Origin of the sequence: Phenylobacterium sp. (assembly GCF_965284355.1) — a bacterium.
GTDB lineage: Bacteria > Pseudomonadota > Alphaproteobacteria > Caulobacterales > Caulobacteraceae > Phenylobacterium.
The window spans coordinates 1,967,242-1,988,703 of sequence record NZ_OZ260078.1 but is presented as its reverse complement, the minus strand read 5'-3'; the positions used below and the strand labels follow the sequence as shown (position 1 = coordinate 1,988,703).

At 69.2% G+C, this 21,462-nt stretch carries 18 protein-coding genes; 10 read left to right on the top strand and 8 right to left on the bottom strand.

Annotated elements, in window-relative coordinates; genetic code table 11:
* Positions 1 to 74 precede the first annotated feature (74 nt).
* From ACQ66R_RS09640 to ACQ66R_RS09625, 4 genes are all read left to right on the top strand, one after another.
* On the top strand, positions 75 to 1,505 hold the full coding sequence (locus tag ACQ66R_RS09640) for an efflux transporter outer membrane subunit (RefSeq protein WP_430421420.1): 1,431 nt from the start codon (positions 75 to 77) through the stop codon (positions 1,503 to 1,505).
* Between the two features lie 8 nt (positions 1,506 to 1,513).
* The gene (locus ACQ66R_RS09635; RefSeq protein WP_430421417.1) at positions 1,514 to 2,590 is read left to right on the top strand and encodes an efflux RND transporter periplasmic adaptor subunit; all 1,077 of its coding nucleotides are present in this window, start codon (positions 1,514 to 1,516) and stop codon (positions 2,588 to 2,590) included.
* Positions 2,587 to 5,712, top strand: a complete 3,126-nt coding sequence (locus ACQ66R_RS09630; RefSeq protein WP_430421415.1) for an efflux RND transporter permease subunit — start codon at positions 2,587 to 2,589, stop codon at positions 5,710 to 5,712. The genes ACQ66R_RS09635 and ACQ66R_RS09630 overlap by 4 nt, the downstream gene beginning before the upstream one ends.
* Before the next feature lie 140 nt (positions 5,713 to 5,852).
* A complete protein-coding gene (locus ACQ66R_RS09625) occupies positions 5,853 to 6,752 on the top strand; it encodes a hypothetical protein (protein ID WP_430421413.1) in 900 nt (299 codons plus the stop codon).
* Positions 6,753 to 6,760: 8 nt separating this feature from the next.
* Here the strand turns inward: ACQ66R_RS09625 and ACQ66R_RS09620 are convergent, their stop codons facing one another.
* The 4 genes from ACQ66R_RS09620 to ACQ66R_RS09605 form a co-directional block, all read right to left on the bottom strand.
* Positions 6,761 to 7,048, bottom strand: coding sequence for an EscU/YscU/HrcU family type III secretion system export apparatus switch protein (locus ACQ66R_RS09620; protein ID WP_430421412.1), 288 nt, complete (start codon positions 7,046 to 7,048; stop codon positions 6,761 to 6,763).
* Positions 7,045 to 8,031, bottom strand: a complete 987-nt coding sequence (locus tag ACQ66R_RS09615; RefSeq protein ID WP_430421410.1) for a flagellar hook-length control protein FliK — start codon at positions 8,029 to 8,031, stop codon at positions 7,045 to 7,047. Before ACQ66R_RS09615 ends, ACQ66R_RS09620 begins: the two co-directional genes overlap by 4 nt.
* A gap of 62 nt (positions 8,032 to 8,093) precedes the next feature.
* Positions 8,094 to 9,086: a threonine ammonia-lyase gene (locus ACQ66R_RS09610; protein ID WP_430421408.1), complete on the bottom strand. Its 993-nt coding sequence runs from the start codon at positions 9,084 to 9,086 to the stop codon at positions 8,094 to 8,096.
* Positions 9,083 to 9,502, bottom strand: coding sequence for a VOC family protein (locus tag ACQ66R_RS09605; RefSeq protein WP_430421406.1), 420 nt, complete (start codon positions 9,500 to 9,502; stop codon positions 9,083 to 9,085). The genes ACQ66R_RS09610 and ACQ66R_RS09605 overlap by 4 nt, the downstream gene beginning before the upstream one ends.
* A 164-nt stretch (positions 9,503 to 9,666) precedes the next feature.
* Here ACQ66R_RS09605 and ACQ66R_RS09600 point away from each other — a divergent pair, with 164 nt between their 5' ends.
* Both ACQ66R_RS09600 and ACQ66R_RS09595 read left to right on the top strand, forming a co-directional pair.
* A complete protein-coding gene (locus ACQ66R_RS09600) occupies positions 9,667 to 10,953 on the top strand; it encodes an adenylosuccinate synthase (RefSeq protein WP_430421404.1) in 1,287 nt (428 codons plus the stop codon).
* Positions 10,954 to 11,123: 170 nt separating this feature from the next.
* Positions 11,124 to 13,772 carry an adenylate/guanylate cyclase domain-containing protein gene (locus tag ACQ66R_RS09595; protein WP_430421402.1) on the top strand — a complete coding sequence of 883 codons (2,649 nt, stop codon included), beginning with the start codon at positions 11,124 to 11,126 and terminating at the stop codon, positions 13,770 to 13,772.
* Here the strand turns inward: ACQ66R_RS09595 and ACQ66R_RS09590 are convergent, their stop codons facing one another.
* Complete coding sequence (locus tag ACQ66R_RS09590) at positions 13,773 to 14,597, bottom strand: response regulator (RefSeq protein ID WP_430421400.1); 825 nt, start codon at positions 14,595 to 14,597, stop codon at positions 13,773 to 13,775.
* 193 nt (positions 14,598 to 14,790) lie between these two features.
* Complete coding sequence (locus ACQ66R_RS09585; protein WP_430421398.1) at positions 14,791 to 15,660, bottom strand: UTP--glucose-1-phosphate uridylyltransferase; 870 nt, start codon at positions 15,658 to 15,660, stop codon at positions 14,791 to 14,793.
* A gap of 162 nt (positions 15,661 to 15,822) precedes the next feature.
* Here ACQ66R_RS09585 and ACQ66R_RS09580 point away from each other — a divergent pair, with 162 nt between their 5' ends.
* A complete protein-coding gene (locus tag ACQ66R_RS09580) occupies positions 15,823 to 16,074 on the top strand; it encodes a hypothetical protein (RefSeq protein WP_293362591.1) in 252 nt (83 codons plus the stop codon).
* Between the two features lie 220 nt (positions 16,075 to 16,294).
* Here the strand turns inward: ACQ66R_RS09580 and glmS are convergent, their stop codons facing one another.
* Complete coding sequence (glmS, locus tag ACQ66R_RS09575; protein WP_430421396.1) at positions 16,295 to 18,115, bottom strand: glutamine--fructose-6-phosphate transaminase (isomerizing); 1,821 nt, start codon at positions 18,113 to 18,115, stop codon at positions 16,295 to 16,297.
* A 151-nt stretch (positions 18,116 to 18,266) separates the two neighbouring features.
* On the opposite strand from glmS, the gene glmM reads away from it, so the two are divergent.
* The 3 genes from glmM to ACQ66R_RS09560 all read left to right on the top strand — a co-directional run bounded on the left by glmM (position 18,267) and on the right by ACQ66R_RS09560 (position 20,927).
* A complete protein-coding gene (gene glmM / locus ACQ66R_RS09570; protein WP_430421394.1) occupies positions 18,267 to 19,619 on the top strand; it encodes a phosphoglucosamine mutase in 1,353 nt (450 codons plus the stop codon).
* A 161-nt stretch (positions 19,620 to 19,780) separates the two neighbouring features.
* Positions 19,781 to 20,656, top strand: coding sequence for a c-type cytochrome (locus tag ACQ66R_RS09565; protein ID WP_430421392.1), 876 nt, complete (start codon positions 19,781 to 19,783; stop codon positions 20,654 to 20,656).
* Positions 20,657 to 20,768: 112 nt separating this feature from the next.
* Positions 20,769 to 20,927 (top strand): hypothetical protein, encoded by a 159-nt coding sequence (locus tag ACQ66R_RS09560; RefSeq protein ID WP_430421390.1) that lies wholly within the window; start codon positions 20,769 to 20,771, stop codon positions 20,925 to 20,927.
* Positions 20,928 to 20,934: 7 nt separating this feature from the next.
* Here ACQ66R_RS09560 and ACQ66R_RS09555 read toward each other — a convergent pair whose 3' ends face one another.
* Positions 20,935 to 21,438 carry a DUF6886 family protein gene (locus tag ACQ66R_RS09555; RefSeq protein WP_430421388.1) on the bottom strand — a complete coding sequence of 168 codons (504 nt, stop codon included), beginning with the start codon at positions 21,436 to 21,438 and terminating at the stop codon, positions 20,935 to 20,937.
* Between the last annotated feature and the right edge of the window lie 24 nt (positions 21,439 to 21,462).

The following is a 21,462-nucleotide window of genomic DNA, read 5'->3' as shown; positions in this document are numbered from 1 at the left end:
ATGGGCCCACGCTTCAATTGCGCCGGGCGTGCGAGTCCTGTTCAACAACGCCGATCTGCAGAATCCTGAACCCCATGCTTCGTCGCCCTGGCTACCTTGCCGTCATGGCCACCCTCGCGCTCGCCGCTTGCGCCAGCCCGCGGGACCCTGATCTGCGCCTGCCCGCCGCTTTCGAGGCATCGACCAGCGCATCGGCCGCCGCGCCGCCCCCCGGCGTGCTGGCGTTGGATACCTGGTGGACGGCCTACAACGATCCTGAGCTGACCGCCCTGATCGAGCAGGCGCTGACCCGCAATCCCGATATCCGTACCGCCCGCTCGCGCCTCGACGAGGTCAAGGCCCAACGGACCGGCGCCATCCTGCAGTACCTGCCCCAAGGAGACGCAACCCTGCAGGGGCGCCGCACGGATACCGACCAGATCGGCGGCACGGCGGCCAACATCCCGGGGTTCTCGACGGCGGGCGTGTCCAAGCAGTACCAATCCGGCTTCACCGTGAGCTGGGAGATCGATCCGTGGGGACGCGGGTTTGTCGCCTACCGGGCCGCCAACGCCGAGGTCGACCGCGTCCGCTACGCCTATGAGGTGGCGCGGGCCCAGCTCGCCGCCGAGACGGCCGACAGCTGGTTCGAGGCCAAGGGCCTGGCCATCCAGCTGGCCGACGCCCGCGAGACCACCCGTATCCAGCAGGACCTCTACGACGTGGCCTCCAAGCGCGCCGAGCGTGGCCTGGCCGCCGGAACCGAACCCGACCGCATCGCGGGCGACCTCTCCCAGGCGAAGGCCCAGGTCGAGGCGCTGGAAGCCCAGCTCCAGGTGCAGAAGCGCGCGATCCTGATCCTCGCTGGCCGTATCGTCGAGCCGACGGCCAACATCAACGCCGCGCCCGAAGTCGGCCAGGCCCCGACCGTGCCCCAGGTGCTGCCCAGCGAGCTGCTGCAACGCCGGCCTGACGTGCGTCAGGCGCAGGCCGCCCTGCGCTCGGCCGCAGCCCAGCAGAAGCTGGCGGGCCTGGCCTTCTTCCCGTCGTTCACGTTCTCGCCCGGCATCGGGTGGTCGCGCATTGAGCAGCCGGGCTTCTCGTCCGAGACCCAGAACTGGTCGATCGGCGGCTCGGTGATGCAGCCGGTGCTGTCGATCCCGCGCCTGCTGTCCGACCTGAAGGTCCAGAACGCCCGCACCGAACAGGCCGTCACCGCTTACGAAAAGACCGTCCAGACCGCATTCCAGGAAGCCGAGGGCGCCCTGGTCAGTCTGGATGCCGACCGCCGCCGCGTGGCGCTGCTGACCGACGGCGAGGCCCGCGCCCGACGCGCCTATGAAGCCGCCCGCACCGGTTACGGCCGTGGGCTCACCGACCTTTCCTCCACCCTCTCGGCCGAGCAGGCCTGGCGCAGCGTGCGCGCCCAGCTCACCTCGGCCCAGGTCCAGGCGCTCCGCCGCTCCGTCCAGGCCATGAAGGCTATCGGCGGCGGCTGGCCCGCCCAGGCCTACGCCGCAAAATGAGACGCGCCATGAAGCTCGCCCCCTCCTCCTTCGGCGTCGTCGCCGTTCTCGCCGCCACCCTCGCCGTGGCCGGCTGCAAGAAGCCCCCGGAGAAGCAGACCGAGGCCCAGCGCGCCCGCGCCGTCACGGTCGTCACCATCGGCCCGCGCGCCATCGTCGGGTCGCTCGCCGCCTCGGGCGACCTCGTGCCCCGCGAGGAGGCCGCCGTCGCTCCGGAAGTCTCGGGCTACCGCGTCACCCGCGTGCTCGCCGACGTGGGCGAATATGTTCGCGCCGGCCAGACGCTGGCGGTGATCGACCCGGCCCTGCTGGACGCCCAGGTCGCCCAGGCCCGCGCCCAGGCCGCCCAGGCCGAGGATCAGGCCCAGCGGGTCAAGGACCTCGACGGTCAGGGCGTGATCAGCCAGGAACAGATTGCCTCGCGCCGGTTCCAGGCCGAGGTCGCCCGCGCCAACCTGCGCGCGCTGACGACCCAGCGGCAAAAGCTGGCGGTTTCCGCGCCGGTCTCGGGCGTCATCCTCGAGAAGAACGCGCGCCCCGGCGACATCTCGACGCCCAGCGCCACGCCGTGGTTCCGCATCGCCCGTGACGGCCAGATCGAGCTCTCGGCCGACGTGGCCGAGGACGACCTGTCGCGCATCCGCGTGGGACAGCAGGCCACCGTCAACCTGCCCTCGGGCGCTGTGGCGACCGGCCGGGTGCGTCTGATCAGCCCGCAGATCGACCCGCAGACCAAGTTGGGCGAGGTGCGCATCACGCTCCCGGTCCGCAGCGACATCCGCGCCGGCGGCTTCGGTCGCGCGGTGTTCAACGACGCCTCGGCCAATGTGCTGGGCGCGCCCGAAGCGGCCATTCGCTACGACGCCGACGGCGCCAAGGTGATGGTCGTTGGCCCGGACAACAAGGTGAAGCGCGTGCCCGTGCAGACGGGCGCCCGCGGCGGCGGCGTGGTCCAGATCGTCAAGGGTCCCCCCGCCGGCACCCGGATCATCGCCAACGCCGGCGCCCTGTTCCTGGACGGCGACCTGGTCCGCCCGTCTGGCGCGCCGGCGCAACCCGCCGCCAAGACCGCGGTCGCCAAATGAGCGAACAGCCACGCCATTTCGCGATCTCCGCCTGGGCGATCCGCAACCCGATCCCCGTAGCGGTGCTCTTCATCGGCCTGATCATGGCCGGCCTGATCGCCTACCAGGCGCTCGCGGTGAAGATGTACCCGAACATCCAGTTCCCGGTGATCGCCGTGACGGTCACCCAGGCCGGCGCCGCGCCGGGGGAGATGGAGACCCAGATCACCCGTCCCGTCGAGGACGCCGTGGCCAGCGTCACCGGGGTGCGCAACATCCAGTCGGTGGTGACCCAGGGCGTCTCGACCACCTCGGTGCAGTTCGAGATCGGCACGAACCTCCAGAAGAAGACCGACGAGATCCGGTCGAAGGTGGCGCAGACGCGCGCGCAGCTGCCGCGCGACATCGACGAGCCCCAGGTCAACCAGCTCGAGATTGACGACGCGGCGCCCATCATGACGATGGCCGTCGAGGCGCCGGACATGACCGACGACGAACTGTCCTGGTTCGTCGACGACACGGTGGCCCGCACGCTGCAGGCGGCCAAGGGTGTCTCGCAGGTCTCCCGCGTGGGCGGCGTGGCGCGCGAGATCAACATCATCATCGACCCTGACCGCATGGCCGCCCGCGGCCTGACGGCCAGCCAGGTGAACAACGCGCTGCGCGGCTTCCAGGTCGATGCGCCCGGCGGTCGGGTCTCCATCGGTGGTCGCGAACAGACGGTCCGCGTGCTGGGCACGGTCGACACGGTGGCCAAGCTCCGCGACATGACGATCCCCACCGGCGGCGGCCAGTACGTGCGGCTGACCGATGTGGCCGAGGTCGGCGACGGCGCCTCGGACGTGCGTGGCTTCGCGCGCCTGAACGGCCGCCCCGTCGTGGGCTTCCAGGTCGCCAAGACCAAGGAGGCCAGCGATGTCGACACCGAGGACGCGGTCCTCAAGAAGGTGGCCGAGCTGGAGAAGGCCTATCCGGCGGTCAAGTTCTCCACGATCTTCTCGTCGGTCACCGAGACGCGCGCCAGCTTCCAGGCCACCAAGAACGTGCTGGGCGAGGGCATGCTGCTTGCGGCCCTGGTGGTGCTGTTCTTCCTGCGCGACTGGCGGGCGACGGCGATCACCGCGCTGGCCATGCCCATCTCGCTGATCCCGACCTTCCTGGTCATGAAGCTGGCCGACTTCTCGCTGAACATGGTGACGCTGCTGGCGCTCACCCTGGTCATCGGCATCCTGGTCGACGACGCCATCGTCGAGATCGAGAATATCGAGAAGCGGGTGGCGCGCGGTCAGCGACCGTTCCAGGCTGCCCTGGAAGGCGCGGACGCCATCGGTCTGGCCGTTGTGGCGACCACCTTCTCGATCGTCGTGGTGTTCACGCCGGTGTCGTTCATGCCCGGCATCCCCGGCCAGTTCTTCCGCGAGTTCGGCCTGACCGTCTCGGTGGCGGTGCTGTTCTCGCTGGTGGTGGCGCGCCTCGTCACTCCGTTGATGGCCGCCTACTTCCTGAAGGCGACGCCCGACCCGCACCCGCGCAAGCCGTTCGAGGGCTTCTACCGCAACGCCCTGGAGTGGGCGCTGGCCCACCGGATCATCTCGGCGATCATCGGCGGCGTGTTCTTCATCGGATCGCTGGCCCTGGTGCCGCTGCTGCCGGCCGGTTTCCAGCCCGCCGGCGACCCTGACTACATGTACGTCGACATCCAGGGCCCGCCCGGTGCGACCGTCGCGGACATGGAAGCGACCGCCCAGCGGATCAACAACCTGTTCAAGGACCAGCCCGAGGTCACCGCCGTCTTCATCCAGATCGGCTCGACGGTCTCCAGCTTCGGCCCGGGCTCGGGCGCCAGCGGCGGCGGCGACCTGCGTAAGGGCACGGCGACGATCCTGCTGCGCGAGGACCGCAGCGTTCCCGGCGCCGAGATCCGTGACCGGCTGCGTGAGGAACTGCGCAAGATTCCCGACGTGCGCCTGGGCTTCCTCGACTTCGAGGGCGGCGCCGGCTTCCAGCAGATCCTGACCGGCACCAACCCCGACAACCTTGAGGCCGCCGCCCTGGAGCTGGAGCGTCAGATGCGCTCGCTGCCCGAGGTGGCCGACCCGAAGCAGTCGACGCCGCCGGTGGGCCCGGAGATCGTCATCCGACCCAAGCCGGACGAGGCCGCGCGCCTGGGGGTCTCCTCGGACGCCATCGCCAACATCGTGCGCATCGCCACCGTGGGCGACATCGACGCCAACGTCGCCAAGTTCAACGAGGGCGAACGGCGCATCCCCATCCGCGTCCGCCTGCCCGAGGACGCTCGGACCGACCTGGGACGGCTGAAGGCGCTGCGCGTGCCGACGGCGTCCGGCGGCGTCACCACGCTGGAGAGCGTCGCCGAGATCGACTTCAAGGCCGGCCCCGCGCGGATCGACCGCCTGAACCGCGAACGGCGGATCACCATCCAGGCCGAACTCAACGGCGGCTATCAGCTGGGCCAGGCGCAGAAGGCGGTGAACAACCTGCCGATCATGAAAAAGCTGCCTGAGGGCGTGCGACCGGCCTCCATCGGCACGGCGGAAGCCATGGCCGAGCTGTTCGGCGGCTTCGGGATGGCGATCTTCACCGGCGTCTCGATGATCTACGGCGTGCTGGTCCTGCTGTTCCGCAGCTTCTTCAAGCCGATCATCATCCTGTCGGCCCTGCCGACGGCGGTGGGCGGCGCCTTCGCCGGCCTGCTGGCCTTCAACCTGTCGCTGTCGATCCCGTCCTTGATCGGGTTCCTGATGCTGCTGGGTCTGGCGGCGAAGAACTCGATCCTGCTGGTCGAGTACGCCATCGAGCGCGAGCGCGAAGGCATGAGCCAGCACGACGCCATCATCGAGGCCTGTCGCGAACGGGCCCGCCCGATCGTCATGACCACCTTCGCCATGGCCGCCGGCATGCTGCCCACGGCGTTCGCGCTGGAAAAGGGCGCCGAGTTCCGCCAGCCTATGGCGGTCGCCGTTATCGGCGGCCTGATCACCTCTACGGTGCTGTCGCTGGTGCTGGTGCCGGTGGTCTATCGCTTCGTCGACGACTTCGAGAACTGGCTGAAGCCCAAGCTGGCCCGCATGACCACCCCCCGCCTCGACCCCCGCCAGCCCTTGCCCGAGGACCGGCTGTAGGCCTCTGGCGGAACCAAGTCGTCGCGACCGCGAAGCGGGCCTGACAGCCTTGCCCCGCGGGGCGAGCCTAGGCGCAATGCCGACCGGGGGTTGTCGCAAGTCCCACGTCTTGCCATCGTGTGTCCGGTACGGGGGGGCGCATGACTCAGAAGATCGCGGTGGGCGAAGCCATCGGCGCGGGCTTTCGCCTCATCGGACGCGAGCCCATGGCTTTTGCCGTGTGGTGCGCCGCCTACTTCCTGCTCAGCGCGCTGTCGTTGGTCCTCAACTGGGGCGATACGGCGGCTTACTACGACGCGCTTGCGGCCAGCGTCGGCGGATCGGCTGCGACCCTCCCGGCCGCTCCGTTCGGCCCGGCGCAATGGCTGGCGATGCTGGTGAGCCTCGTCCTGGTGTTGACCATCTACACGGCGATCATGCGCGCCGTGCTACGGCCCGACGACCGGCGGTTCTTCTATCTGCGGCTGGGCATGCGCGAACTGTGGGTCGCTCTGTCGGCCGTGCTGGCGACCCTGCTCTGGTTCGCGGGCTACCTCGCGTTCGTTCTGGTCATCGGCATTGGCGTGGGAGGGGTCGCGGCGGCGGCCGGAGAAGCGGGCGCCATCGTCTCGGTCATCATGATGCTCATCGTCGTTCCGTTGGCGCTGTGGGCCTACGTGTGGGCTTCGCTGCGACTGTCGATGGCGACCGTCATGAGCTTTGCGGAGAACCGCCTGCGGGTGCTGGCGTCATGGCGCTTCACCAAGGGCCACGGCCTGGCGATGTTTCTGGTCGGCCTTGCCTTGACGGTCGCCAGCCTCGTCGTGTTCGGGCTGCTGGCCGGCGTCATGATGGGCGGGCTGGCGGCCGCCTCGCCCGACCGGTCGAATGCGTTCCTGGCGATGTTGGGTCAGTTCTCCCAGATGTCGGTCGGAGCGAGGCTCGCCTACTCTGCGGTCATCAGCGTGCTCTACGTCGGCTTCCTTGTGGCGTTCATGGCGCCGTGGGCGGAGATGTACCGACAGCTGCGCCCGACCTCGGTGGCCGCCACCTTCGATTAGAGCCCTCGTCAGCGGTGCATCGGCGCCGCACCCTGCGGCTCGCGGGCGGCCTGCAGGATGAAGGCGATCACCACCGCGACCGCCTCGTACAGCGCCTCGGGGATCGCGGTGTCCAGTTCGATGGTCGATAGCGCCTCGGCCAGGGCCGGGTTGGCTTCCAGAGGCACGCCGTGCTCGCGGGCGGTTTCGATGATCCGTTGCCCCAGCTCGCCGCGGCCCACGGCCACCACCCGGGGCGCGTCGGGGGCGTCGTAGCGCAGGGCCACGGCCAGCGGGCGCGAGGTCTCGTCGGTCATGAGCTGCGGTCCACCAGGGCGCCGGGCGCGGGTGGCGGCGCACTGGGCGGCGCGCCGGGATGGACCACCACGTCGCCCGACAGCGCCTGCGCCAGCCGCGGCGCCTGTTCGCGCAGGTGCGCCAGGCTCTCCGCACGGTCGACCCACAGCACCGCAGTGCTGCGTTCGCCCTGCAGCCGGACGTGGACCAGCACCGGCCCCAGCGGCGGAATGTCCAGCGCGAAGCGGGCGCGCCACGCGGGGGCCGCGTCGGGCCGGCCGCCCGGCCCTGGGTCGTCGCGCTCGATGGCGAACTGGGCCACCGCCGCGCCCTGCGGCGTCATCATCGGCAGCTCGAACATCCAGCGCTGGCCGGAGTCGTCGGGCAGCGAGGCCAGCTGATGCAGGGTCTGACGCGCCAGGGCCTGGTCGGTCTCGTCGCGCAGGATGGCCAGCTGTTGTTCGGGGGGATCGTCGGCTCTCAGGATGGCTGCGCCAGCCGCCTGGCCGGCGACGGCGCCGCCGCGCGTGGGCGGGGCTGCGGTGGCCCGGGCGGGTCGCCCCGGGCTGGTCGCGCCCGCTGCGGTGAGCGCCTGCGAGAGCGCCAGCAGGGCGGCCTTCATGTCGTAGGGCGGAGCCGTCGGGGTCTGCGCCAGTCGCGCCTCGAGGAACAGACCCGAGCGGGCGACCGCCGCCCGCAGCGCGGCGGCGTCGGGCGGCGCGCCGGCGTTCAGGCCGAACGCGAGCAACTGCCGGATCGCGGCCTTCAGGGTGGCCGGCATATGCGGAGACTCGAGCGCCCGGCTCAGGTCGGCCAGCAGCGGCCCCTGGCCCGACTGGCGGATCGCCCCGTCGGCGCGTGCGGCCTCCACGGCGCGCTGCATGAGGGGGGCGACAGGGTCCGGCGCCTGCGCCAGCGGCGTGGCGGCCGCCGAGACGGCCTGACCGGTCGCGAGCGGCCCCGGGGGCGGGCCACCGACCGGTGGGGTCGGACCAACGCTCATGGCGCCAGTCTAGCGCGATTGCGGCTGAGTCGCGCCCCGGGCTCGAAACAGGCTGGAGTCGCCTACAGTTCGCCTCGCAGGATCTGGCCCATCTGGTCGGGGTCGATGTTGCCGCCCGACAGCACCAGGCCCACCGTCTTGCCGCCTGACATGTTGACCTTGCCGGCCAGCAGAGCGGCCAGGCCGGCGGCCCCGCCGGGCTCGACCACCAGCTTCAGCACCGAGAACGCATAGCGTACAGCCTCGGCCACCTCGGCGTCGGTCACCACGGCCACGTCGGAAACGTTGCGATGCACGATCGGGAAGGTGAGCTCACCAGGGCAGGGGGTCTCCAGCGCGTCGCACAAGGTGCGGTGCGTGGGCGTCATCGGCGTGCGCACGCCCGCCTGCAGGGACTTCAGCGTGTCGTCGTAGCCCGCGGGCTCGGCGCCGATCAGCGCGGTCGAGGGCGACAGCGCCTTCACTGCCGTGGCCACCCCGGCCAGCAGGCCGCCGCCGCTGCAGGGCGTAATCACCACGTCCAGCTTGTTGACGCCCCGCGCCGCGGCCTGGCGAACCAGCTCGAGGCCGGCCGTGCCCTGGCCTGCGATGATGTGCGGGTCGTCGAAGGCCGGGACCATCACCGCGCCACGCTCGGCGGCGATGGCGGCGGCGATCTTCTCGCGGCTCTCGGTGAGGCGGTCGTAGAACTTCACCTCGGCGCCGTAGCCGCGGGTGGCGTCGGCCTTCACCTTGGGCGCATCGGCCGGCATCACGATCAGCGCCGGCATGCCCAGCAGCTTCGCCGCCAGCGCCACGCCCTGGGCGTGGTTGCCCGACGAGAAGGCGACGACGCCGACCTTCCGCTCGGCCTCATTCAACTGGACCAGGCGGTTGTAGGCGCCCCGGAACTTGAAGGCGCCGACGCGCTGCAGGGTCTCCAGCTTCAACAGCACCTGCAGGCCCAGGCGCTCGTTCAGCGCCGGGCTCTCGACCAGCGGGGTCTCGACCGCGACGCCCTTGAGGCGGTCGGCGGCCGCCTCCACGTCGGCGAAGGAGATGGCCAGCTCACTCATTTCGCGAACACCATGCTGTCGTCGGCAAAGGCCTTGAATTCCAGCGCGTTGCCGGAGGGGTCGAGGAAGAACATCGTCGCCTGTTCGCCGGGCTGACCCTTGAAGCGAATGTTGGGCTCGATCACGAACGCTGTGCCCTCAGCCTTCAGCTTGGCGGCCAGCGCCTCCCACTGCGGCAAAGTCAGGATCGCGCCGAAGTGGCGGACCGGCACGTCGTGGCCGTCGACGGCGTTGGTAGCATTATGGCCCACCTCATCCGGCGACAGGTGCGCCACGATCTGGTGGCCGTAGAAATCGAAGTCGACCCACTCGTCGCTGGATCGCCCTTCGGGGCAGCCCAGCAGGTCGCCGTAGAAGGCGCGGGCCTCGTCCAGGTCGCGGACCGGAAAGGCCAGGTGGAAGCGCGGAATGTCCATGATCGGCTGATAGCAAGACACGGCCCTTGAGGGCGAGGGCCAGTTCGTCTACATCGGCGCCGCGCAGGGCGTCTGCCCGCGCTACAATCGATCTCCGCATCCGGTCGAGCACCTGTCGAAGGGCCGCGATGTGTTCTCCGGGCAGGTCGGGAGATCGTATCCAGATGGCCAATGTCACCGTGATCGGCGCCCAGTGGGGCGACGAGGGCAAGGGCAAGCTCGTCGACTGGCTTTCCAACCGCGCCGACGTGGTCGTCCGCTTCCAGGGCGGCCACAACGCGGGCCACACGCTGGTGGTGGGCAATCAGACGTACAAGCTCAGCCTGCTGCCCTCGGGCGTGGTCCAGGGCAAGCTCTCGATCATCGGCAACGGGGTGGTGGTCGATCCCTGGCATCTGCTGAAGGAGATCGAGGGCATCGGCGCGCAGGGGATCAAGATCGGCCCCGAGCTGCTGGTGCTGGCCGACAACGCTTGTCTGATCCTGCCCATCCACCGCGACCTGGACCAGGCGCGCGAGGCGGCCGCCACCAACAAGATCGGCACCACCGGCCGCGGCATCGGCCCGGCCTATGAGGACAAGGTGGGCCGCCGCGCCATCCGAGTCGCCGACCTTGCCGACCGCGAGGCGCTGGAAGCCAAGATCGACCGCCTGCTGGCCCACCATGCGCCCCTGCGTGCGGGCCTGGGCCTGCCGCCGGTGGACGCCGCTGCGCTGCTGGCTGAGCTGGAAGACATTGCGCCGAAGATCCTGGCCTTCGCCCAGCCGGCGTGGCTCAAGCTCGATGGCATCGTGAAGTCGGGCAAGCGGGTGCTGTTCGAGGGCGCCCAGGGCGCCCTGCTGGACGTCGACCACGGCACCTATCCGTATGTGACCTCTTCCAACACTGTCGCCGGCCAGGCCGCCGCCGGCTCGGGCCTGGGGCCCAAGGGGCCCGGTTACGTGCTGGGGATTGTGAAGGCCTACACGACCCGGGTCGGCGAGGGCCCGTTCCCCACCGAGTTGTTTGACGAGGTAGGCCAGCATCTGGGCACGGTGGGTCGCGAGTTCGGCACTGTCACCGGTCGCTCGCGCCGCTGCGGCTGGTTCGACGCGGCGCTCGTTCGCCAGTCGGTGGCGCTGAACGGCATCTCGGGCATCGCGCTGACCAAGCTGGACGTTCTGGATGGCCTGCCCACCCTGAAGATCTGCACCGGCTACCGGCTGAACGGCCAGGACATCGGCTACCTGCCGGCCGGCCTGAAGGCCCAGGGCCAGCTGGAGCCCGTCTACGAAGAGATGGAAGGCTGGAGCGAGACCACCCAGGGCGCCCGCTCGTGGAAGGACCTGCCGGCCAGCGCCGTGAAGTACGTCCGCCGCATCGAGGAGCTGATCGGGGCGCCGGTCGCCCTGCTTTCGACCAGCCCGCAGCGGGACGACACCATCCTGATGCGCGACCCGTTCCACGACTAAAGTTAGCGTAACGCAGTTTGTCGGTTGCGGCGAACGCGGGCTACAGTGTCGCGGATCGGGGAACGTAGAGTACGGAGCGTGCGGGCGATGCGCCTTGGGTTGGACGCATCAGGGCTGGAGCGCGGGTGACCGCAGCGGCGCCCCCTCTCGCGCGATCGCCTGCCCGCGCCGTGGATTCAGGCCGGGCGCTCTTCTGGCGTCTGATCTGGATCTACATGCTGGCGACCGGCACCGCGGTGACCGTGTCGATGGGCCTGGGCCTTCTGGGGCTCGAGTTCACGCCCATGCAGTGGCTGAAGTTCTGGATCTGCGTGCCGTTCGCCACCGCCTTCTTCACCTCGATCGACATGGTGGTGATCCGCTGGCACCTGAAGCCGCTGGCTCCGGTGCTCAGCGCCCTGGATCGAGGGGAGCGCCCCCCGGATGCAATCCTGGCCGCCGCGGTGGTGCGCGCGCTGAACCTGCCCCAGATCTCGGCCGTCCGCGTCACCGTCCTGCACGGGCCGATGGCGACCCTGTCGCTGTTCATCGCCGTCTATGTGATGAACACCTTGATGGGGGCGGAAGTCGCCAACTGGCAGCAGATCGGGCTGGCGGTGCTGATCCTGGTGTTCGCCTCGCCGGCGCACGCGATCTTCGAATACTTCGCCGTCAGCCGCACCATCGAGCCCATCGTCCAGCGACTGTCGCGCGAGCTGGGCGGGCTGATCCCCGCGGAGCAGCAGGCGGCCCTGATCGAAGTGCCGCTGCGCAGCAAGCTCCTGTTCCTGGCGGTCTTCGTCTGCGCGCTGCCGCTGATCTTCGCGGCCGGGTCGTTCCTCTACAAGTTCGACCGGATGGTCGCGGGGCATGGATTCGTCCTGCCGGCCGGCGAGCTGACCCAGCTGTACATCTGGAGCGGCGCGGTGGTGACCGTCTGCATCATGGGCGCTGTGGCCATGGCGGTGCTGACCTCCAACGAGGTGTCCCGGTCGGCCGCCCGCCTGGTCGAGGCGATGCGCCAGGTTGAGCGCGGGCGTCTTGATGACGCCGACGTCGCCGTGCTCACCGCCGATGAGTACGCCCAGATCAACCGTGGCTTCGGGCTGATGCTGGCGTCGCTGCGCGAGGAGCAGCAGATCCTGGAGGTCACGCAGGACCTGGCCGGGGAACTGCTGCTGGAGGTGCTGATCGAGCGGATCATGCACGCCACCACGGGCCTCCTGAACGCCGAGCGGGCCAGCCTGTTCGTCTATGACGAAAAGGCCGAGGAGCTGTTCACCCTCTATGCCGACGGGGTCGAGACGCGCGGCATCCACGTGCCCACCAGTCGCGGCATCGCCGGCGCGGTCTTCACGACCGGTCATGTCGAGAACATCGCCGACGCCTACGAGGACAGCCGCTTCAATCGCGAGGTCGATCAGCGCACCGGCTTCCGCACCCGCAGCATCCTGTGCGTGCCGATCACCAACAAGGCCGGCGCCCGGATCGGCGTGGCTCAGGCGCTGAACAAGAAGGGCGGCGCCTTCACCGCCAAGGATGAGGCCCGTCTCAAGGCCTTCGCCGCCCAGATCGCCGTCAGCCTGGAGAACGCCAAGCTGTTCGACGACGTGCTCTCGATGAAGAACTACAACGAGAGCATCCTGAAGAGCACCTCGAACGGGATCGTCACCCTCGACGCCGAGGGTCGGATCGTCACCGCCAACGACGCCGCCCAGACCCTGCTCGACCAGAACCGCGACGCCATGGTCGGCCGCCCGGCCAGCGACGTGTTCGCCGGCAACCCCTGGGTTCTGGACGGCTTGGCGAAGACCGACGCCAGCGGGGAGACCGTGCTGGCCGTCGATGCCGAGCTGGCCAAATGGTCGGGCGACACCGCCTCGGTGAATCTCACCACCATGCCCCTGATCGACTCCAGCGAGGCCCGGATCGGCTCGATGCTGGTGCTGGAGGACATCACCGAGGAAAAGCGCGTCCGCTCCACCATGAGCCGCTACATGTCGAAGGAGGTGGCCGATCAGCTGCTGTCCGCGGGCGAGGCCGAACTGGGAGGCAAGGAGCAGAAGGTCACGGTGATGTTCTCCGACGTCCGGAGCTTCACCTCGATCGCCGAGGCCCTGGGGCCGCGCGAGACCGTCTCGCTGCTCAACGACTACTTCACCGAGATGGTCGACGTGATCTTCCGCCACGACGGCATCCTCGACAAATACATCGGCGACGGGATCATGGCGCTCTACGGCTCGCCGTTCCTGGGGCCGAACGACGCCGACAACGCGCTCGCCGCCGCCGACGAGATGATGGAGCGCCTGGCTGCGTTGAACGCCCGCCGCGCCGCGAAGGGCGAGGCCCCGCTCGACATCGGCATCGGCTTTTCGACCGGCCCCACCGTCATCGGCAACATCGGCTCGGTCCGGCGGATGGAGTACACGGTGATCGGCGACACCGTGAACCTCGCCTCCCGGCTGGAAGGCGTCACCAAGCAGTATGGCGCCAAGATCATGCTGTCGGAGATGTCGGTCCGTGACCTGAAGGGTCCAGCCACCCTGCGCGAGATCGACCTGATCCGGGTGAAGGGCAAGGATCGGCCCGTGGCGGTCTACGAGTCGCTGGGCTACCGCGCGCACGAGCCGGCGCTGGGCGCGCTTCTGGAGCTGTTCGCCCAGGGGTTGACGGCCTACCGTGCACGCGACTGGACCGCCGCCAGTCGCGCCTTCGACGGCGCGCTCGAACTCTATCCGGACGACAAGCCCAGCCAGGTGTATCGCCAGCGCGTCGAACTGCTGGCCGCCGCGCCCCCAGACGCCGACTGGGACGGCGTCTGGAATCTCACCGAGAAGTAGCTAGCCCAGCATGAGCGGCTGGGCCGAGTCCTCGGGCTCGGCGGCCGCCACGGGCTTCTTGCGGCCGGCGTCGGCGTCCTTCGGCAGGAAGCCCAGCAGCTTCACGGTCCAGGCGTCGGCCAGATCGCGCGTCAGCGCCTTGCCGCTCTGCGTGTGGCGGACCAGGTTCCGGTAGAACTCGGACGCGGCCAGGGTCAGGTGGAAGTCGGTGGCCATCGACTGCAGAGCCGTGGCCTGAGCCAACATCGCCCGCATGGCCTGCGCCGGATCGCTCTCCGCGGCGGCGGCCGCCGCACGGATGATCTTCAGGCACTGGTTGATCTTCTGCTGGTAGGGCGTCTCCGACCCGTCGGTCTTGCGCTTCAGCGGGCCGGCGTAGTCGCCCGAGTTGAACCTGCGCCGGTCGGGGCCGATGTAGGCGACGCCCTCGACCCAGTCGCGGTCCTTCAGCGTCACCGCCTCGAGCCGCCGCAGCAGGTCCTTCATGCTGTAGGGCTTGCGCAGGAACTCGTGCACGCCCGAGTCCCGGGCCGCCAGGATCATCCCCTGGGTGGCCACGCCCGTGATGGTGATCACCGGCGATGTCCGGCAAGTCCAGGTCGAGCGGCGCAGCTTGCGCACGAAACCGAGGCCGTCGAACCGCTCGTCGCCCAGGCAGACGATGACGAGCTGCGGATCGCACGTCTCGGCGATCTTCTCCGCTCGCTCGTTATTGGCCGCAACCCAGATGTGGCTGTGGCAGATCTCGCGCATGACGTCGTTGAACAGGCGCGCGGAGCCGGGCTCGGGATCCGCCACCAGGATCCGCTTGAGCTTCGGCGCCATCTTCTCGACTAGCCGGCTATCACCATCAAACAAGGACCTACCCCCCGGTAAACGCAGGGAGATGTATGCGGAGACCGGTAAACAGCCGGTGGATGTAGGGGTGCGGCGCAAAGCCACTGCGTGCGGCGGCTACCCGAAATGAGCGAAGGGCGTCGCCCCGTTTTCAGGCTCCAATAGCCGCGGGCAAGCGCCGCTACAGCAGCACCTTGATCGCCTCGCGTGCGGCGTCGCCCAGGTCGGGACGGGCGAGGGCAAAGGCGACGTTGGCGCGGAGCAGGCCCAGCTTGTCGCCGCAGTCGTACGTGGTCCCCTCGTACTCCAGGGCGTGGAAGTCCTGGGTCTTCATCAGGCCCGCCATGCCGTCGGTGAGCTGGATTTCGCCGCCCGCGCCGCGCTCCTGGGTCTCCAGGATGTTGAAGATCTCGGGCTGCAGGATGTAGCGGCCGGAGATGAAAAGGTTTGAGGGTTCGGTCCCAAGCGGCGGCTTCTCGACCATGCCGGTCATGCGGTTGAGCCGGCCCTTCTGGCCGTCCAGCGCCACGATGCCATACTTGTGAGTCTCGCCTTCAGGCGCGGGCTCCACGACCACGATGTTGCCGCCGGTCTTCTCATAGGCGGCGACGGCCTGGACCAGCGCGGGCGGGCTGGCCTGCATCAGCATGTCGGGCAGCATGACGGCGAACGGCTCGTCGCCGATGACGTGGCGGGCGCACCAGACGGCGTGACCCAGGCCCAGCGGCGCCATCTGGCGGATGAAGCTCATCTGTCCGGGTTCGGGCAGGTCGCGCCGCAGGTCCTCCAGGATTTCGACCTTGCCCTTGGCGGACAGGGCGTTCTCGATCTCGGGAATAGAGTCGAAGTAGTCCTCGATGGCCCCCTGGCCGCGGCTCACGATGAAGACGATGTGCTCGATGCCGGCCGCGCGCGCCTCCTCGACGATGTACGAGAGGATCGGCCGGTCGACGACGTTCAGGAGGTTCTTAGGCGTCGTCTTCCCGACGGGCAGCACCCGGGTCCCCAGTCCCGCCACCGGCAGGACCGCTTTGCGCACAGGCTTCGCCATTCACACCCTCCAGACACTCACCCCGCAGGTCTCCGTAATGTGTTCCGCGGGTGCGGGGGAGGATTTTCGGGGATCGGGCAACCATCACGATTTTGAGAACTCGCGAAGTTGTGTAACGTCAGCGGGTCCAGGGGGATTCACCCCCAACGGGGAGCCTATCTCATGAAGCTTCGCATTCTGACGATCGCTACCGCCGGTGTCCTGGCTCTGAGCCTGGCTGCTTGCCAAAAGAAAGAAGAAGCCGCCCCGGCCGAAGCGCCTGCCGCTGACGCCGCTGCTGCTCCGGCCGCCGACGCCGCCGCGGCTCCGCCCGCCGACGCGGCTGCGCCGCCGGCTGACGCCGCTGCCGCTCCGGCCGCTGACGCTGGCGCGATGTCCGCCACGCCGGCCCCGGCCGAGCCGGAAAAGAAGTAAGACTTCTTTTTCCGATCGACGAAATGAGAGGCGGCCGCTCCCCTGGAGCGGCCGTTTTCTTTCTTCCCTCCCTTGATGGGGAGGGACAGGCGGCGAAGCCGCCAGGGTGAGGGAGTATCGATCCTCCCACCCTCTGAGTTCTGGCCCCGACTTCCTCACCCTGGCCGCTGGCGCGGCCTGTCCCTCCCCATCAAGGGAGGGGACGCTCGCCTTCGGCTCGCTACTCCACCGTCACCGACTTCGCCAGGTTCCGCGGCTGGTCTACATCCGCGCCCTTCAGCACGGCCACGTGATAGGCCAGAAGCTGGATCGGCGGGGCGTACACCAGCGGCGCGATCAGCGGGTCGCAGCGCGGCGCGGTCACTACCACCCGGGCGCCGGGCGGGGCGTGCTTCTTGCCTTCCGGGTCGGTGATGAAGACCACCTGGCCGCCGCGCGCCATCACTTCGCTCATGTTGGACGCCGATTTCTCGAAGTAGCTGTCGAAGGGCGCCAGGATCACGATCGGCGTCTGCTCGTCGACCAGCGCGATGGGGCCGTGCTTCAACTCGCCGGCGGCATAGCCTTCGGCATGGATGTAGCTGAGCTCCTTCAGCTTCAGCGCGCCTTCGAGGGCCAGCGGATACATCGGCCCGCGGCCCAGGTAGAGCACGTCGCGGGCCTTTGAGACCTCGAGCGCGACGCCCTTCACCGCCTCCTCCAACTCGATCGACTCGGCCAGCAGGCGCGGCGCCTCGATCAGCAGCCGGACCAGCCGTTGCTCCTCGGCCGCGTCGATCCGGCCCCGGGCGCGGGCGGCGGCCACGGCCAGCGCGGTCAGCACGGCGACCTGGGCGGTGAAGGCTTTGGTCGAGGCCACGCCGATTTCGGGGCCGCAGTGGATCGGCCAGACCACATCGACCTCACGGGCCATGGTGGATTCCTGGGCGTTCACAATGGCCGCGCTCTTCATGCCCTTGGCCATGCAGTAGCGCAGGGCGGCCAGAGTATCGGCCGTCTCGCCCGACTGGCTGACGGCGATCACCAGGGCGCCGGACCGCAGCGCCGGCTGGCGATAGCGGAACTCCGACGCGATCTCGACGTCGACCGGCAGGTCGGCCAGCTGTTCGATCAGGTACTTGCCCATCAGGCCCGCGATGTAGGCGGTGCCGCAGGCCACGATCTGGATCCGCTCGAGCGCGGCGAAGTCCACGCCGCCGGGGACCGAGGCCTGGCCGGTCAGCGTGTCCACATAGGCCGCGATTGTGCGCTGGCACCCCTCGGGCTGGTCGTGGATCTCCTTCTCCATGAAATGGCGGTAGTTGCCCTTCTCGACCAGGGCGGCTGAGGTGGGGACGGTGCGGATCGCGCGCTCCACGCGGTTGCCGGCCGCGTCATAGATCTGGGCCGAGGTATGGTCGATGGCGACGAAATCGCCTTCGTCCAGGAAGGCGACGCGGTTGGTGAAGGGCCCGACCGCCAGCGCGTCCGAGCCGATGAACATCTCGCCGTCGCCGTAGCCCACCACCAGAGGGCTGCCGCGCCGTGCGCCCATCACCAGGGCATCGTGGCCCTCGATCAGCACCCCCAGGGCGTAGGCGCCGGCCAGCTGGTCCAGGGTGGCCTTCAGCGCGTCGGTGGGCGACCTGCCCGAGCCGAGCTCGTGGTCCAGCAGGGCGGCGATCACCTCGGTGTCGGTGTCGCTCTCGAAGGTCTTGCCCACGGCCTGCAGGCGCTCGCGGATCTCGGCATAGTTCTCGATGATGCCGTTGTGGACCAGGGTGACCCGGCCCGAGGTGTGCGGGTGGGCGTTGCGCACGGTGGGCGCGCCATGGGTGGCCCAGCGGGTGTGGCCGATGCCGACAGTGGCGTTCAGCGCGTCGGCGGCCAGAACCTCCTCCAGCGCCCGGATCTTGCCGGCGGCCCGGCGGCGCTGGACCCTGCCGTCCACCACGCCCGCCACGCCCGCGGAGTCATAGCCACGGTATTCCAGCCGCTTGAGGCTCTCGATCAGTCGCTCCTGCACGGAAGAAGCGCCGACAATGCCGATGATCCCGCACATGTGGCCGTGGCGTCCTTTGCTATAGACTAGGCGATCCCGGAGCGAATCCGTGGGTCGCGCTGAGCGATTGGCGCCTTTAGCATTAGCAAAGTCCGCGTCGACTAAATCTCAGTTTCGGATCGTTTCCAGAGCATCTCCGACGGATATTCCCATGAGTAAGCGCGCCTATTTCGGCACCGACGGCATCCGCGGCGAGGCCAACCGCCATCCCATGACCGCCGAGGTGGCCCTGCGGGTCGGCATGGCGGCCGGCAAGCATTTCATGTCGCGGGACGAGCGCCGCCACCTGGTGGTGATCGGCAAGGACACCCGGCTGTCGGGCTACATGATCGAGCCGGCGCTGGTGGCGGGCTTCACCAGCGTGGGCATGGACGTGCGCCTGTTCGGACCTCTGCCTACGCCCGGCGTGGCGATGATGACGCGGTCCCTGCGCGCCGACCTGGGCGTGATGATCTCGGCCTCGCACAACGCCTTCACCGACAACGGCATCAAGCTGTTCGGCCCCGACGGCTACAAGCTGTCGGACGAGCAGGAACTCGCCATTGAGGCACGCATGGGCGAGGGGCTGGAGACCAACCTGGCCGGTCCCGCCGACCTAGGCCGCGTGCAGCGAATCGATGACAGCCAGGCCCGCTACATCGAGATCGCCAAGGCTACGTTCCCGCGTCGGCTGAACCTGTCGGGCATGCGGATCGTGATCGATTGCGCCAATGGCGCGGCCTACAAGGTGGCGCCCGAGGCGCTCTACGAGCTGGGCGCCGAGGTGATCCGGGTCGGCGTGAACCCCAACGGCTTCAACATCAACGAAGAGTGCGGCTCGACCGCGCCCGCCGCGATGCAGAAGGCGGTGAAGGAGTACCGCGCCGACATCGGCATCGCCCTGGACGGCGATGCGGACCGGCTGGTGATCTGCGATGAGAGGGGCCACCTGGTCGACGGCGACCAGATCATGGCGCTGATCGCCGCCGACTGGAGCCGGCGCGAGAAGCTGCGCGGGGGCGGCGTGGTGGCCACCGTGATGTCCAACCTGGGCCTCGAGCGGTTCCTGGGCGCGAAGGGGCTGAAGCTGGAGCGGACCCAGGTGGGCGACCGTTATGTGATGGCGCGCATGCGCCAGGGCGACTTCAACCTGGGCGGCGAGCAGTCGGGGCACCTGATCCTGTCGGACTTCTCCACCACCGGCGACGGTCTGCTGGCGGCGCTGCAGGTGCTGGCGGTGCTCAAGGAGAGCGACAAGCCGATGAGCGCGCTGGCCCGCCAGTTCGAGCCGGTGCCGCAGAAGCTGGAGAACGTGCGCTTCGCGGGCGGCAAGCCCCTGGAGAACGAGGCGGTGAAGGCGGTGATGGCCGACGCCGAGCAGCGCCTGACCGGCACGGGCCGGCTGGTGGTCCGCGCCTCGGGCACTGAGCCGCTCATCCGCATCATGGCCGAGGCCGACGACGAAGACCTGGTCAGACAGGTGATCAAGGAGATCGCCGGCGCCGTGAAGAAGGCGGCGGCTTAAGGCCGCGCGGATACGCCCCGGAGCGGATCCGGATGCACTGCAAAGCTGCAAAACGGTGCTGCAAAGGCGCTGATTGTACGGCCTGACGGCTGAACCTAATTCCACGCCTCCCCCGAACGACGGCCCGCCAGAGGCCGCGTTGTCCAAAAAGGTGTGTGTCTATGAACCGTATTCTGAAGTGGGCCGGCTATGGCCTGGCCGGCGTCGCGGGCGCTTGCGCGCTCGCCGTCGGCGGGGCCTTCGCCGTGTCCGAAGCGATGATCCGCTGGCCCGTCGACAAGCCGCAAGTGACACTGACGGCGGCCACCGACCCCGGCGCCGTCGCACGGGGTCGCCGGGTGGCGAAGCTGAATGGCTGCCACGACTGCCACGGCCAGCAGCTGGAAGGCCTGCTGTTTCACGACGAGATGCCGATCATCAGGGCCTGGGGTCCCAACCTCAGCCGCACCCTTGCCCAGCAGTCGGACGCAGACCTCGACCGCGCAGTCCGCCATGGCGTGGCGGCGGACGGGCGGCGGCTGTGGATCATGCCGTCCAGCGCCTTCGCCCACCTGAGCGATCAGGAGATGGCCGACCTGACGGCTTATCTGCGCACCTACAAGCCCACCGGCGAGAGGCAACCCCGCTTCCAGATTGGCCCCGTCGGCCGGCTGGGCGTGCTGCTGGGCCAGTTCAAGTCCGAGCCGGACGCGATCGCCGCCAACGGCGCGCTGAAACTGGAGAACCTGGGCCCGGAGCACGCGCTAGGCCGCCAGGTGGCCCGGGCCTGTGTGGAGTGCCACGGCCAGAAGCTGGAGGGCGGCGGCATCCTGAAGTCGCCCAACCTGAACATGGTCGCCTCGTACGACCCGGCCGACTTCGAGCGGCTGCTGCGCACGGGCGTCGCGGCGGGAGACCGGAAGGTGGGTCTGATGTCGCAAGTGGCGCCGGCGCGGTTCAACGCCCTGAGCTCGCAGGAGATCGCCGCACTGCAGGCCTATCTGAAGGCCCGCGCTCAGCGCCAGTTCGCCGCCTCCCAACGCCCGTCCACGCCGTAAACCTCACCGTTGAGACAACCCTAGCGAACGCTGAAATGTTGTGTCATCGTCCACACAATTCATCCGGCTCGACCCGGGTGTCTCGACAGAGAAGACGGACTTGGGAGGATATATGCGGCGCGATCTCGCCATTTCGGGCGTGGCGCGGCACGCCGAGCGGCCCGCCCGCTCCATCGCGTGCCTTGCCTTCGTGGCTCTCCTCGGCGTGGCTTTCTGGGCCGGCGCCGTTTGGATCGCCGAGCAGTTCATGCAGACGCCGGGGCTATTCTAGGCCCTGCCTAGACCTTCCGAGGCGCTGCGTTCCGCTTGCGAATGATCGAGAAGCGAAGGCTCGATTCCGCCACCGCGTCGCTTAGCGGCCAGAAGTCCTGCACCACCCGCACCTCGGCGCCCGCGGCCGTGAGCGCTGCGAGGCAGTCGTCGATGTGCGTCGTGCCGAGGGGCGTCACGCTCTCCCGCGAGATCCAGTAGCCCGCCTCGAGCAGCGCATCGGTGAAGCTCTGCGGCGGCATCTCGTAGAGCGCCAGTCGCGCCGAGCGCACCCGATCCAGCCACGCCGCCTCGAACGCCACCACATGGCGCGCGGCCCCCAGGAACCGCTCGCGGTCTCGCGCGGTGGTCGAGTCCTTGGCGCGAAAGCAGATGCGCGGGCAGTCGCGGGGCAGCAGGTAGTTGGGCAGGAACGGCTCGGCCAGCGCCCAGACGGCCGTGCCGATGACGCCGGCATCGGTGGATGGCGACGGTCGGGGGTCGAACCGCGCGATCCCGGCGTCCTCACTCACGTGGAACAGCCGGGGCGCCATCGG